Annotated in this window: 21 protein-coding genes and 1 tRNA gene; 1 reads left to right on the top strand and 21 read right to left on the bottom strand. The window is 40.6% G+C overall.

What is annotated here, in order from left to right:
* Positions 1-184: hypothetical protein (locus AB1349_10720; protein ID MEW6557812.1), on the top strand; the 184-nt coding region annotated here is incomplete at its 5' end.
* A 56-nt stretch (positions 185-240) separates the two neighbouring features.
* Here AB1349_10720 and AB1349_10715 read toward each other — a convergent pair.
* The 21 genes from AB1349_10715 to AB1349_10615 all read right to left on the bottom strand — a co-directional run bounded on the left by AB1349_10715 (position 241) and on the right by AB1349_10615 (position 11,127).
* Positions 241-438 carry a hypothetical protein gene (locus AB1349_10715; protein ID MEW6557811.1) on the bottom strand — a complete coding sequence of 66 codons (198 nt, stop codon included), beginning with the start codon at positions 436-438 and terminating at the stop codon, positions 241-243.
* Positions 439-534: 96 nt separating this feature from the next.
* Complete coding sequence (locus tag AB1349_10710; GenBank protein ID MEW6557810.1) at positions 535-852, bottom strand: hypothetical protein; 318 nt, start codon at positions 850-852, stop codon at positions 535-537.
* The gene (locus AB1349_10705) at positions 849-1,241 is read right to left on the bottom strand and encodes a WGR domain-containing protein (GenBank protein MEW6557809.1); all 393 of its coding nucleotides are present in this window, start codon (positions 1,239-1,241) and stop codon (positions 849-851) included. The genes AB1349_10710 and AB1349_10705 overlap by 4 nt, the downstream gene beginning before the upstream one ends.
* On the bottom strand, positions 1,238-1,420 hold the full coding sequence (locus AB1349_10700; GenBank protein MEW6557808.1) for a hypothetical protein: 183 nt from the start codon (positions 1,418-1,420) through the stop codon (positions 1,238-1,240). The genes AB1349_10705 and AB1349_10700 overlap by 4 nt, the downstream gene beginning before the upstream one ends.
* Positions 1,421-1,587: 167 nt before the next feature.
* A complete protein-coding gene (locus AB1349_10695) occupies positions 1,588-1,722 on the bottom strand; it encodes a hypothetical protein (GenBank protein ID MEW6557807.1) in 135 nt (44 codons plus the stop codon).
* Entirely contained in the window at positions 1,716-1,868 is a 153-nt protein-coding gene (locus AB1349_10690; GenBank protein ID MEW6557806.1) for a hypothetical protein, read from the bottom strand. Before AB1349_10690 ends, AB1349_10695 begins: the two co-directional genes overlap by 7 nt.
* Positions 1,869-1,878: 10 nt before the next feature.
* Positions 1,879-2,070, bottom strand: a complete 192-nt coding sequence (locus AB1349_10685; protein ID MEW6557805.1) for a hypothetical protein — start codon at positions 2,068-2,070, stop codon at positions 1,879-1,881.
* Entirely contained in the window at positions 2,054-2,230 is a 177-nt protein-coding gene (locus tag AB1349_10680) for a hypothetical protein (GenBank protein ID MEW6557804.1), read from the bottom strand. The genes AB1349_10685 and AB1349_10680 overlap by 17 nt, the downstream gene beginning before the upstream one ends.
* Before the next feature lie 47 nt (positions 2,231-2,277).
* Positions 2,278-2,559, bottom strand: a complete 282-nt coding sequence (locus tag AB1349_10675; GenBank protein ID MEW6557803.1) for a hypothetical protein — start codon at positions 2,557-2,559, stop codon at positions 2,278-2,280.
* 1,152 nt (positions 2,560-3,711) lie between these two features.
* Entirely contained in the window at positions 3,712-4,206 is a 495-nt protein-coding gene (locus tag AB1349_10670) for a hypothetical protein (GenBank protein ID MEW6557802.1), read from the bottom strand.
* 70 nt (positions 4,207-4,276) lie between these two features.
* The gene (locus AB1349_10665; GenBank protein MEW6557801.1) at positions 4,277-4,675 is read right to left on the bottom strand and encodes a hypothetical protein; all 399 of its coding nucleotides are present in this window, start codon (positions 4,673-4,675) and stop codon (positions 4,277-4,279) included.
* Positions 4,672-5,001, bottom strand: a complete 330-nt coding sequence (locus AB1349_10660; GenBank protein MEW6557800.1) for a hypothetical protein — start codon at positions 4,999-5,001, stop codon at positions 4,672-4,674. Before AB1349_10660 ends, AB1349_10665 begins: the two co-directional genes overlap by 4 nt.
* A gap of 1,366 nt (positions 5,002-6,367) precedes the next feature.
* The gene (locus AB1349_10655; protein MEW6557799.1) at positions 6,368-7,192 is read right to left on the bottom strand and encodes a phosphoadenosine phosphosulfate reductase family protein; all 825 of its coding nucleotides are present in this window, start codon (positions 7,190-7,192) and stop codon (positions 6,368-6,370) included.
* Positions 7,193-7,295: 103 nt separating this feature from the next.
* On the bottom strand, positions 7,296-8,138 hold the full coding sequence (locus AB1349_10650; GenBank protein MEW6557798.1) for a radical SAM protein: 843 nt from the start codon (positions 8,136-8,138) through the stop codon (positions 7,296-7,298).
* 176 nt (positions 8,139-8,314) lie between these two features.
* Positions 8,315-8,695: a DNA-directed RNA polymerase subunit alpha C-terminal domain-containing protein gene (locus AB1349_10645; protein ID MEW6557797.1), complete on the bottom strand. Its 381-nt coding sequence runs from the start codon at positions 8,693-8,695 to the stop codon at positions 8,315-8,317.
* Complete coding sequence (locus tag AB1349_10640; protein ID MEW6557796.1) at positions 8,692-8,880, bottom strand: hypothetical protein; 189 nt, start codon at positions 8,878-8,880, stop codon at positions 8,692-8,694. The genes AB1349_10645 and AB1349_10640 overlap by 4 nt, the downstream gene beginning before the upstream one ends.
* Positions 8,881-8,883: 3 nt before the next feature.
* Positions 8,884-9,111 carry a hypothetical protein gene (locus AB1349_10635; GenBank protein MEW6557795.1) on the bottom strand — a complete coding sequence of 76 codons (228 nt, stop codon included), beginning with the start codon at positions 9,109-9,111 and terminating at the stop codon, positions 8,884-8,886.
* Positions 9,112-9,405: 294 nt separating this feature from the next.
* Entirely contained in the window at positions 9,406-9,642 is a 237-nt protein-coding gene (locus AB1349_10630) for a YopX family protein (protein ID MEW6557794.1), read from the bottom strand.
* Entirely contained in the window at positions 9,639-9,980 is a 342-nt protein-coding gene (locus AB1349_10625) for a hypothetical protein (protein ID MEW6557793.1), read from the bottom strand. The genes AB1349_10630 and AB1349_10625 overlap by 4 nt, the downstream gene beginning before the upstream one ends.
* Positions 9,981-9,998: 18 nt before the next feature.
* Positions 9,999-10,120: transfer RNA gene (locus AB1349_10620), tRNA-OTHER, on the bottom strand.
* A 221-nt stretch (positions 10,121-10,341) separates the two neighbouring features.
* Positions 10,342-11,127: a hypothetical protein gene (locus AB1349_10615; GenBank protein ID MEW6557792.1), complete on the bottom strand. Its 786-nt coding sequence runs from the start codon at positions 11,125-11,127 to the stop codon at positions 10,342-10,344.
* Positions 11,128-11,233 lie beyond the last annotated feature (106 nt).

Here is an 11,233-nt window from a genome sequence, read left to right as displayed (position 1 = left end):
CGATATTTTTCTTTCCCATATCCGTTGTTTCCTTAAATATTATTTTACATTTTTACAGCAAAAAGTCAAACAAAAAACTACCTCCACAAATCCTCTGAAATATATCGTCTCAAACCGAATACAAATTTTTGCCTCACTTCCGTTATTAACAGATACTTCAAGTCAAAAGCAAAAAGCAAATTGAAAATCTGCGAATGCTTGGCTTTGTATTTTGCTTCTGCGACTAACATATAAAAAAAGTTATACAGCTTTTTCATCGTGCCTCACTCCCATCGGCTCACCTACCCAGCCCCAGAACTCATTCCTCGCTAACCATACCTTATTTTTGTCAATCACCTGAAGCGAATTTATGAAATCAATAAGTTCCTGCTTATCGTTGGACATCTTGATTATTTTGTTATGTTTCCATATAGCGTATTTTTTAATAAGTGTTCTCATATTGATACAAGGACATATCACCCGAAATTACGACCCCCGATAGAGACATTCGGGGGCTACATCTTAATTGTGCCAGAGGGAACTAAATTACATTATTTATTGTTGTTTTTCAAGTTCTTGAAAATTTTTCAAAAAATTTGACCTTGTACTGTTAATAACTTCTTTATCTTCCACTTCCTTACGGAAGTGGAACCTTTTCTTTACCATAAATGGATACTTTATTTTACCATTTACATTAATCACCGCACTTGCTTCTTTGATGTTCAAACTCTGCTGTATTAAATCGCTTACATCTTGCTCTTTTTTCTGTGCAAGATATTTTATGTAGTTCATCTGCCTTTCCGTTGCGGAAGGTATTGTGCCGTGAGGCTTAAAAAACCGCCTTTTGTAAAGAGGTTTGAGTGCTTCCGTCATAGTCCCGCCCTCCGAATAGCGTCAACATCGTTTTGAGTTAATTTCAGCCCGCCTGTTAAAAGCGGGTTATTAAGTCCCGCCTCTATCTCTCGGCACCGTTCTTTATAGTGTTCGTCGGTTTCCTGATTATATGGTATGTCGGCAACAGGTATAAAATGGATTTCTTTATATCCGTGAGCCAGTCGGGTTTTTGCGATTTTATTAAAATAAGTCAATGCCGAATTTAAATCCGTGCCAAAAAACTTATCCTGCGTGATAAAGGTTTTATCCTTTCTACCATACCCACAAAACACATAAAAAATTCCTGTATCAGTTCTTTTCAGATGGACATTGTAAAACTTATTTTTGTTTTCCGATGGCTCTACGCACTCAAAAAATCTGCTTATCATTTTGCCCCCTCACCTATACAAAGATTTTTCTTTTGATTTTGCGACAATTCAGTATTTTTCATTTTGTCTTTGCCTTTCAGTTTGTGATATGAGTTGTATGCGTTGATAAAAATATCACATTGCCTACAATTACAAATATCGCCTGAAACTTTTTCGCAGATATTACAAGGACTGTTCATTGTTCCGCCTTAATTCCGCAGAGTATTTTTCCAGTGCGGATTTATACACACAAAAGGCAACCCTGATAACAACTTCCTCTATTTTCAATTTTAAGTCCCGCTCGGTTCTAACTGGACTTTTTCTTATCCTGTCAAGTTCGTCTACTGGTGAATCTAATTTTACTAAATCAAAAAAATAAACTATCGTCTATATCAGTGTCTGGTTGCTCGTAGCCACAGACGGGGCATATTCCAAGTTGCTGACTTAATGTTCCTACACCAGTTAAACTTACTTCATTTCCACAACTTTTACATTCTAACATTTTTGCCTCCCGTCAATACAAGGTTTCCCGGGTGCTTTTTGCGACACATCTTCTTGTCTGTCTATTTTTTCACCTTTTACTATGGAATAGCATTCTTCACAATACCCATCTTTTTGTGCTATTGCGAAACAGCATTTACATTTCATTTTTCGCTCCTCACTTTATTTTAACTCTTGCCCCTTTCAATTCGTTGCTATTCAAATTCCTCAATAAGATTTCTCCGCCCTGCTTCATTGCTTTATTATCACTACTGCACCTTAAAGCGTGAACTTTGATGTATGATTTCTCTTGCGGTAATTTTGTAAAATCATACCAGCCGTTTCCTAACCTTTTAATCGTGTAAATCATTTTTTATTCCTCCGGGGTTTAAGTCAAGCAATTCGTAAGCAAGTTTGGGTTCGTTATTTTTTATTGCGTCAATGACTTGGCTTACAATTTCCTGCGGTGCTGTCATTATTTCGTAAAGTCCGATTCCGTTTTTATCACCGCCCCACTTTGATTTTTCCATCGCCCTTCCCTCCTGATAGTGCAAGGATTTTAGATAGTAGATTGCGACTAATACTCGTGTGGGAATAAAATCGTTGTATTGCTCCTGTCCGCTTCCGTGATAATCCAGATTTTTTTTATTCCGTTATACGCTGACAAAACTCTTTCTCCTGATATTAAGGCGTCATCATTCGCCTTTTTGTCCTGCGGGTCAAGTTCGCCCCAGTCCCCGCTGAAATGTCTGCGGAGTGATTTACAAACCTGTGCTGAAAAATCAATACTCTCTGCGATTAAATCGTTAACACCTCGTGTAAAAAATAATCGTCCACTCTCAAATTTTCTTTCGTTCACAGTTCCTCTTTATGCTTTTATTTTACGGGCGGAAGTTTGACCACGCAACTACCACACAAAAGTTTCGTTTTGTGCATTGCGTAGGGACGCTCTCGCATCCCCGATATTACCGCCCGCACATATACAAGGATTGCTCGTCTGAAATTGCGACATTAAAAAAAGCGTTTTTGAGCCCCAAGCGAACCAGCGACATCGCATTATAGAAACCGTGTTGTTGACTTCGCATTCAGCCAATCACGGCGTTTGAGTGATAAACACCTTGTGTAAAATCTCGTCTATAAAAAACTGACTGAGCAGAAAAAATCTCGTCCGATGAAAAACTTCGTATTGTTCCATTAAACACAGGCTGTTGATTTTGCTGTTAAATGAATGCTGTTGTCTTTTCACCGCTTGCCATTAGCGGATTTCACAAGTCCTTACGGATATTGGCAATTTATGGGATATTCACAAGGTCTATTTATCATCGGCGGGACATAAATGGGACAAAACGGTATCATCGTTTTGACCGAATTTATGACCGAGCCGAAAATAAATAGTCCTTGAGAAAAAGGAAATAAATGCCAAACTAAAGGTCTTGTGAAATCCGCAAGTGGCGACACGGACAGGTTTATCGTCGGTGTCGCCACGCTCCCTCACGGGCGGGGGGTGGTGTTGACTTGCCTTTGACTTTCGTCGCCGTCCTGGAGCAATTTTGTATAAAATCGGCATAAGACAAAAAGCGTGGCAGTTGTCTTATCACGATTTTTGGTGTTGCCGATTTTATGTCTACAAAATTGCCCGACGGCGATTAGCAAGGGCAGGCGCCCTTGCTAACCTCAACCGCCTACGGTTGAGGCGTGTGAGTGGCTGACACGACTTGCTTTTTCGCAAATTTTCCTGAAAATTAGCAATACCTTGCGGTGCGAAAAATCAGTCAGCCAAAAAGTTCGTTCAGAACTTTTCCCCATTTTCCCTGAAAATGGGGCTCACATAAAATGTTCCAAAAAATAATTTAGGTAACACCATAGCCCCGTTTCAAAAACGGGGCGTAGGTGCTTTGCCAATAACTTTTTCAGGTTTCTTCCGCTTGCCGTCGCCACTTTTTTTGTGGATAACTTACCCGCACCATCGGGGGTTCGGCGGGGGCGACCGTTTCAGCCCCCGCCGTCGGTTTTAGAAAAGTTCGGGCTGGTTCGTCTGTTCGGGTTCGGGGATGTAGTTTTCAATTAAGATGTCAATTTCGGGGTCAAGTCCCTTCGCTCTCTTGCGTATCCCTTCAATTTCCCGCTCAATTGTCCTGCTACCTGTCGTGCCGAGTTCGTCGGCAATTTCAGGGGCGGTAAATCCGTCCGCTAACATCTCTAAAACCTTGAGTTGTTCCGCAGATAATCGCTTTTTCAGTCGGCTAAAAAAGTTTTTTTGGTCTGCCCTTTCGGGATTGTTCGGGTGGGCAACGACTTCATCAAGTGCGTTGACTTCTTTGCCCTCATCGTCGTTCGTGATGTGGTCGTTGCGGAGCGTTTCCCGTCCCCGTTCTGCTTTCAGGCGGTCTCTTGCGTAGTCCCGCCCTGCTTGTAAAAGATAACTTTCCGTTGCGGTCGGTTGCTTTTCAATTGCCTTCATTACTCCGAGCCTGACGAGTTGTTCTACATCGTCAGCATCTAACATTCCCCCTACTCCTAAACTTCTAACTACTGATTTGAAACTATAAGAATTAAACAAGTCCATCGTCGCCCCCTTATTTTACAAAATCGTTTATCAACCCTAACACCACTAGCACCGTCGGGATAACATACGCCCACGCTAACGCTGTGCCTCGCCTGTCTGCTTTCCGTCTGTCCGCTTTCCGTCTCGGTGCTTTGGGCTCGGCAACAAATATCTTGTGTAAGGCATTTCGGCAATCCTGCAACTTCGCCTTTGCTAATGCTTTGTTTTTTGATACCACTATCGCTTTTTTTCTCTTGGCAAAATACCGATGACGGCTCGCCCTGTCCTGTTCCAAGTATTCGTCAATGTTAAACGGAGTTGGTCTCACTCCGCCCCTTTTCACTCTTGCGTCTACCAATCCATTGTCGTATGCGTGTAAAAAAATCGCACACAACACCAAAACCAGCAAAAACAATCCGCCCCAAATCATATCGCCCCCATTATCGCTTTCGCTATCTGCGAACCCGTCAACCCGTCCGTCATTTTGTCCCAATCCCCACAATAGATATTTGCCAATCTTTCGTGTGTCCTTACCGCCCTCTCTAAACTGCTTGTGCGATACTGTTCAACCACACTATCGCCGCCAAATACCGCCGTTTCGTATACTCCGTCACACTCCACTGTAGAAACTACCCAATACCCTTTTGCGTTCCATAACATTTCAATCACCCCCTCTCTTTTGCCTTTATTAAACACGCTGTTGTCTTGTCTCTGTCTCATCCCTCTGTCAAATTCAAGTCCTGTATCGTTTTTCATTTTTTTGCTCCTTTCATGGTGCCCGAAGGGCAGACCTGACAGTTGAAAATGAAAGGTGTGCCGAAACTTGCGGACGCGCCTTGAAATTGGGTCAATACCATACAAATTAACGGCAAAATTTTTTTCGGCTTTTTTCAAGCACCTACCTGCTGTGTTTTTTATTTTTGGAACAAAAATAAAAAATTTTTCCATCACGAAGTGAAGGAAAAACCCGAAGGGCACCAGATAGGAACTCTTGAAAAAAACGAAAAACAATTTTGGCAGAAATTTGTAGGCAAAAGACCCAATTTCAGTCCGCTCGGCAATAAATAGTTAATCCTTATTTTTTCATTTTCAATTGGCAGGTCAGGGGAAGGAGCAAAAAAATGACAAAACGAACAGGACGCAGATTTTGACAGAGGAATGAGACATCAATAGTTCACCAATTGCCGTAGGTGTGCCCTTTTTGGCTGTGGGTGTTAATAAATAAAAAACTAAAAAGAATTCACCGTAACACCATCGGGCTTAAAATGGTTCTTCCAAGACCGCAGGTGCTTCGGTGAATTATTTTTAGTTTTGTCATTATCTTACTATTCGTTGACTTGCCGTTGACTTTCCGCAAAAATGGTCGGCTATGCCTTTAAGACGGAAACGACGCTTATGCGTCAAATGGTGAATAAAATTGGAACAATTTTACCCGAAGGGCGAGTGTTGAACCAAGACCTGCAGATACATTCACTAACGAGTTCACCATTTATAGCCGGCCATTTTTGCGGGTTTCCCTCACGGGACGGAAGGGTGGTGTAAGACATCGTCTATAAAAAACACCGAATATAAACAAGAGAGGAATGAAGTGAACCCGTCGGCACTTGCTTCTTGCTTATTGCTTTCTTGTCGTGCTGACGGGTTCGCTGAACGGCGCAGGGCTTACTTCCGTCGGTAAGGGAACTTCTAACTTGTGTAGAAAACTCCGGAATTATGATGTCGTGTTAGGGGGTTCGTGTAGGGGGCGCTTAGCCCCCTTATACCCCGTCGGCAATAAGAGGCATCGCATAAAAACAAAAAACATCGTAATCTATACAATGTCCGAGAGACCTCGTCCTGGAAGTCGTAAAGCGTCGTCTGTAAAAAACCGCAAAAGCGAACAGAGCAACCTCGCCTGTACATATAAATGCCGTTGACCGTTCACCTTTAAGTTCAGAGTAATGCGTCGGGGGAACAACGAAGGCGAAACGCCCCCTCGTCGTGAGCGTAGCGAACAGACGAGTCCCGTAGGGCTTCCGAAGGAAGGCCGTCGGAACAGCCTCATCGTTCCGCACGGGACGGCGACAATATAGACACACCTGCAGTATTTATGTAGTTAGTGCGAGGCACCAAGATTCTTAGATTATAGTTTATCAAAACCGCAGGGACGGGTATCAAGATAGTTTTTTATATTTTCATCGGAAGGAATTACCTTTAGTTTTTGCGTAAGCAAAAACCTGGCGAAGCCATAGTTGACCATTAAAATTCGCCACAGTTTAGGATAATACTTTAACAAAAATTGATTTCTTTTGCCCCTTTCCCAGTTCATTGTGCAACACCAACATCCTGACCGAGTAACTGCCCCGTTGATTTTCTTTTCGTAAAGTGGATTTACCGGAATTTTTAGAATGTGCGAAGCACGTTCCTCTTGCTCTCTTGTCCAGAATGCAATCGGGTGAAATCTGTAAGAATTATTGCCTTTATGAAAATGAAGCAACCCGTATTTTTTTATTGTCCATCGTCTCAATAAACTTTCATCAGCCCTCATTCCATCTACTATAACATCGTATTTCTCTCTGCGAATAAATTGTTGTAGCGGTCTCTTTTTAAGATAGAGACAGCAGTAGTGGGCTGGTAAATACTTGCGGCTATACTTATACGGATTACCCCGCGAATAAATCGGGAATCCGTGCCTTTTAACTATCCATTGAAAAGTATGCTTTCCCGGTATTTTTATTAAGTTTAGATTCCAAAGCGGAACGATTTTTTTTAGAAACCTGTAAGTATCAGGATATTCACAACGGCTATCAACGAAGATGACGGGGATATTAGGTATAACTTTACGGCAAAAATATAAGGCGAACATACTGTCAAGCCCGAATGAACAGGCGACAGCGGGTTTGCTGAATTTTTTAAGTGTTTTCTCTACAGATTTAGCGGTGCTATTTATAAGCGATAGAATGTTCATCTTTCAGATACCGTAGCGGTTTTGCGAACCTTGATATTCGCAAAACCGCATAGCGAGGCAGGGTTTTATACCATTGCCGAGCAATAGACACAGCATTCTTAATTTATATCGTGCAGTTACATCCGTTGTGAATCCAGCCGAGTTGGGTATAACACTCTTGGGTTTCTTTACAGAGAGCGGGAACTTCGCCGAGCCAGTCAGCAACTTGTTGATAAACAGAGACTCTGTCTTTCAGTGGATACCGCCATCTGTGGTCGTCTGAAAAAACAAGTCCTTTTTTCAATCTATCAGGCATTCTACGATAGGTGTTGCTGTAAGGACGGAGCGAACCGATGGTAATTCGTTCAGGTTTCAAGACGGCGATTTCGTGGCAGATATAATAATAATCGGCGTAGGATTTATTGGCGTCAAAGAATGGCAAAATGATTGGGTCAAGCCGAATACGGATACGCCATCCGAGTGATTTTAATTCACGGGCGGTTTCCAGTCGCTCTGTTGGAAGCGGTGCATCGCTCTCAAAAACATCAGCAGAAGCAACAGAGTTGACAGAAAAACTCACAATTATTTGTGGGCTCGGATGCCTGTCTTTCAGTATTTGTGTGTTCGTTGATTTGGTAACTAACAAGAGAAATTTATCTCTTTGCTGTGAGAACCAATCAATTGCTGGTTCAAGCAACGGCGGGATTATTGCCAGTGAATCAGCAAGTTCGCCTGTGTTATACACACTCGGCGGAGATTTTTCTAACTCCACCACAATCTGCGACCAGTGGTTAGTATAAAGTGTCGGTTCGGTCTGCCTGTGAAAGGCTCCAGAGAGATAACAGTAAGAGCACGAAAACGGACAGCCCGTTAATAAAACCAATTCGTAAAAATGCGGGCATACAACTCCGGCAGGTGTTTTGTTAAACAATTTTACAAATGGGCTTTTTCGTTCTCGGCTAATCATTTAGAGTATTCAGCAGAGCAACACTGCCTTTAACATCATAGATTCCAGCCTCAGTCCAATGCTCGTATATGAGATTTAAGTAGCGCCTACTTTTTTTAATTTCTTCATCCGACTTACCGAACAAGGTTATACTTTCGGATGACATATAATGTTTTAACAACATCATTCGCAGTTTTTTAACTGGTGGTAATTGGTTCATCGTCGTCTTTAAGTTTTAATCCAAATTGACCCAGTTTTAATTTTACTTCATCCAAACTCTTTTTCCCAAAGTTTTTGTAAGCAAGTAGTTCTCCCGGGTCTTTTTTAATAAGTTGCCCGACGGTTTTTATCCCGGCACCGTTCAGTGCAATATGGACTCTTATAGACAAATATAATTCTTGCAATCTCGCTGATAAACTTAAAGTTTTTGATGGTCTACTCTTTTTAAGAACATCCTCTATCTCACCTATTTTTGAGAGAACATCCACGAGTGCTTGAATATCATTGTCTTTTATGTTATACTTTTCTTTCAACAGGTTAAGACAACCGACAACAAAATCAATAGATACTGATTTCATAATTTCTCCTCTGGTAATGGAGTTGCTTTTTTCATTTTATAGTCATCGCCAATTTTTATGATAAGATATTTTTTGCCCCTGACTTCAAAGACTTCTGAACTGAAATCTTTTTTTGTTTCTGCGAGATAAAACAAGTGGTTAAGCTCGTCCATTGGCAAATGTAAATCATTAGGAATTATTCGCATTTGTCATAAAAACACCTTCGCCTGCTCCACCAAAATTTCTTCAATACGCTCTTTCTCTTTGCGAGTAATCTCAAAGGTATTTTCAACTTTTTTGCTCTCGTCGTTGTAATTCACCCACATTTCGTATATGCCATCACAATCGGGCGTTCCAAAATCAATCGTTCTGCACATATCCAAATTAAGCCAGCTATACCCATCTGTTTCTGTGTTATACAACTTTATCCATTTCATCGTGTCCTTCACCTCGCTTTCTGGGACTTTTTGTTTTGCTATGACACCGGCAGGATTCCCCACTCTGCACCTTATTCTGCTACCCGAAGTTTTTATCGTTGCCCTGTCAGGCAACTACCTGATTCTTATCTTTTTGCATTTTCTGATTAGCCTGCAGGTCTACAAACGAGTTCAGAACCTATCACCCAACCTTACCTGGCGTCAGACCGCCACAGTGCCAATTAAAAGAACCTCTACAACTATACAAAGAAATCAGAGTTAAAATTGCGACCAATCAACATCTTTATCTCCTTCCTAACAATTCTGGGTTTTCAAAATGTTACCAATAATTTCACAATCAACAACACAACCTATAAGAAATTGTGCTTTTGAAAACATAAACCCACCAAATTTTGAGTTAAATTCTATGAAGTCAATATGTTCTTTGCTGTTCATAATAAACTTCGCGATATCACCTGCATAAATCTCTTTTCCATTTTTATCTTTTTTTCCTGTATATTCTATAAGTATAAAATCTCTCTGAAATATCAAATACCGTCTATGTTCCTGATTTTCATCGTAACCTGACTGTCTCTTTTAAGTTTTTGCTTTAATTGTTTTGTTAACTTTTTTATGATTATATCTATTTCACCAGTTGTTCCACCATTCTTATCATAATAAGTATGATTATAGCAATCCCATAATTTTTCTTTTACTTCTTCTTCAATAAACCTCTCACACTCCTTTATACTCTCTCGCTTGTGCCAAGAGAGGAATTTATCTATTTTTTTATCACAATCTTTAATTACATTACAATAATCACAATGCTTTGGTAGATGAACACATACTATATTTTTTATCTCATCCAATTCATTATCTTTTTCGGTCATTTTTCCTCCTTACTTTTTTGCCGTCGGGCAGGATTTGAACCTGCTTTTGAATAATCATCCAAAGTTCCAGACTTTTTGTAATTCACGAATTGTTATTCTTGCTATTACTCCAGCGTTTTCGCCAGAACGCCACCGACGGCAGAATTTAACTTTTATTGAAAGACCATCTACAATCATACAAGGATGTCATGTATTAAATTGCGACATCTTCCCGACAGAGACTTTCGGGGATGACATTACCAAACAGCTTTCTTAAACAATCTTTTCAAGTCATAGTAAAACAGGAATGCAATAATTTTAGAATGTTTCCATTGGTATCGTATCTGTAGAAACAATACATAAAAGAAGTTAAAAAACTTCATTATTTCTTTTTAGGCAAAACCTTTTTGGGCTTGGGTTTAGGCTTATGTCGTTCCGCTGTCGTTTTCCATTCCAGTGGTTCATACTCCTGACAAAAAATACTTTCATCAGTCAGCCCTTTTTGATACAAAATCCGTAAGAAAAGTTTATGTGTAGCGAGTATCTCTTCCATTCTTTTAGAAAGCACAGCATATTCAGTGTATAGATAATTATCCCGTGTCAGTTCTGCAGTCCAGTTGTCCCACGCATAATATATTTGCCATAAATTGTTAAGACAACTCCGTATCTGGCTGTAAATTCTGCCTTTTATAAGAGACTGTCCCTGCCCCCATTTGTGATAATCATCGTCGGGTAACTCTTTCCACTCGTCTGTCAGGCGATGTAATCTATCTAATTCCAAATTGATTGTCTGAATACCGACCTCATTCACCGCATCAAACGCCCGCTCTATTGTTAAAGTGGTGTAATAGGTTCGCCGAACATCCAGCGTCTTCATAGAGATATAGGTTTCATTTTGTAGATTTACTATTTTCTCTAATGCCCTGTCTATTGCTTTAACTTGGCTGTGAGTATAATTTACTGAACTAATAGCCACAAGTTGCTGAATATACTGGTCATAATGTATTTTCATCGCCTCGCCTGTTTTGTCGGTTATTGGTTTACGGTGTGCGGTTTTCGGTTTAGCAATAAGAGAGGTAGCAAATAGTAAATAGCAAATAGCGAATAGTAAAACAGGGAAAATCTTTCTTAATCTTTCTAATCTTTCATAATTTTGTTGAGTAGACATCTTTATAACCTCCTTGTGGTGACAGCCCTATCGGGCTGTCGTGCCCCTCGCAGAACCGTGCTTGCAGATTGCCCACACACGGCTCTTCAATAACACTTCCTCATAA

The organism is Elusimicrobiota bacterium (assembly GCA_040757695.1).
Lineage (GTDB): Bacteria > Elusimicrobiota > UBA8919 > UBA8919 > UBA8919 > JBFLWK01.
Note: the sequence above shows the minus strand (reverse complement) of the source record. Positions and strands in the feature narration are given on the sequence as shown.

What these genes read in the sequence shown, in the direction of transcription:
- AB1349_10700 (MEW6557808.1), bottom strand. Translation starts at nt 1,420, where the DNA reads ATGAACAGTCCTTGTAATATCTGCGAAAAAGTTTCAGGCGATATTTGT.
- AB1349_10615 (MEW6557792.1), bottom strand. Translation starts at nt 11,127, where the DNA reads ATGTCTACTCAACAAAATTATGAAAGATTAGAAAGATTAAGAAAGATT.
- AB1349_10640 (MEW6557796.1), bottom strand. Translation starts at nt 8,880, where the DNA reads ATGCGAATAATTCCTAATGATTTACATTTGCCAATGGACGAGCTTAAC.
- AB1349_10705 (MEW6557809.1), bottom strand. Translation starts at nt 1,241, where the DNA reads ATGATAAGCAGATTTTTTGAGTGCGTAGAGCCATCGGAAAACAAAAAT.
- AB1349_10680 (MEW6557804.1), bottom strand. Translation starts at nt 2,230, where the DNA reads ATGGAAAAATCAAAGTGGGGCGGTGATAAAAACGGAATCGGACTTTAC.
- AB1349_10625 (MEW6557793.1), bottom strand. Translation starts at nt 9,980, where the DNA reads ATGACCGAAAAAGATAATGAATTGGATGAGATAAAAAATATAGTATGT.
- AB1349_10710 (MEW6557810.1), bottom strand. Translation starts at nt 852, where the DNA reads ATGACGGAAGCACTCAAACCTCTTTACAAAAGGCGGTTTTTTAAGCCT.
- AB1349_10670 (MEW6557802.1), bottom strand. Translation starts at nt 4,206, where the DNA reads ATGTTAGATGCTGACGATGTAGAACAACTCGTCAGGCTCGGAGTAATG.
- AB1349_10695 (MEW6557807.1), bottom strand. Translation starts at nt 1,722, where the DNA reads ATGTTAGAATGTAAAAGTTGTGGAAATGAAGTAAGTTTAACTGGTGTA.
- AB1349_10715 (MEW6557811.1), bottom strand. Translation starts at nt 438, where the DNA reads ATGAGAACACTTATTAAAAAATACGCTATATGGAAACATAACAAAATA.
- AB1349_10660 (MEW6557800.1), bottom strand. Translation starts at nt 5,001, where the DNA reads ATGAAAAACGATACAGGACTTGAATTTGACAGAGGGATGAGACAGAGA.
- AB1349_10645 (MEW6557797.1), bottom strand. Translation starts at nt 8,695, where the DNA reads ATGAAATCAGTATCTATTGATTTTGTTGTCGGTTGTCTTAACCTGTTG.
- AB1349_10685 (MEW6557805.1), bottom strand. Translation starts at nt 2,070, where the DNA reads ATGATTTACACGATTAAAAGGTTAGGAAACGGCTGGTATGATTTTACA.
- AB1349_10650 (MEW6557798.1), bottom strand. Translation starts at nt 8,138, where the DNA reads ATGATTAGCCGAGAACGAAAAAGCCCATTTGTAAAATTGTTTAACAAA.
- AB1349_10690 (MEW6557806.1), bottom strand. Translation starts at nt 1,868, where the DNA reads ATGAAATGTAAATGCTGTTTCGCAATAGCACAAAAAGATGGGTATTGT.
- AB1349_10665 (MEW6557801.1), bottom strand. Translation starts at nt 4,675, where the DNA reads ATGATTTGGGGCGGATTGTTTTTGCTGGTTTTGGTGTTGTGTGCGATT.
- AB1349_10655 (MEW6557799.1), bottom strand. Translation starts at nt 7,192, where the DNA reads ATGAACATTCTATCGCTTATAAATAGCACCGCTAAATCTGTAGAGAAA.
- AB1349_10635 (MEW6557795.1), bottom strand. Translation starts at nt 9,111, where the DNA reads ATGAAATGGATAAAGTTGTATAACACAGAAACAGATGGGTATAGCTGG.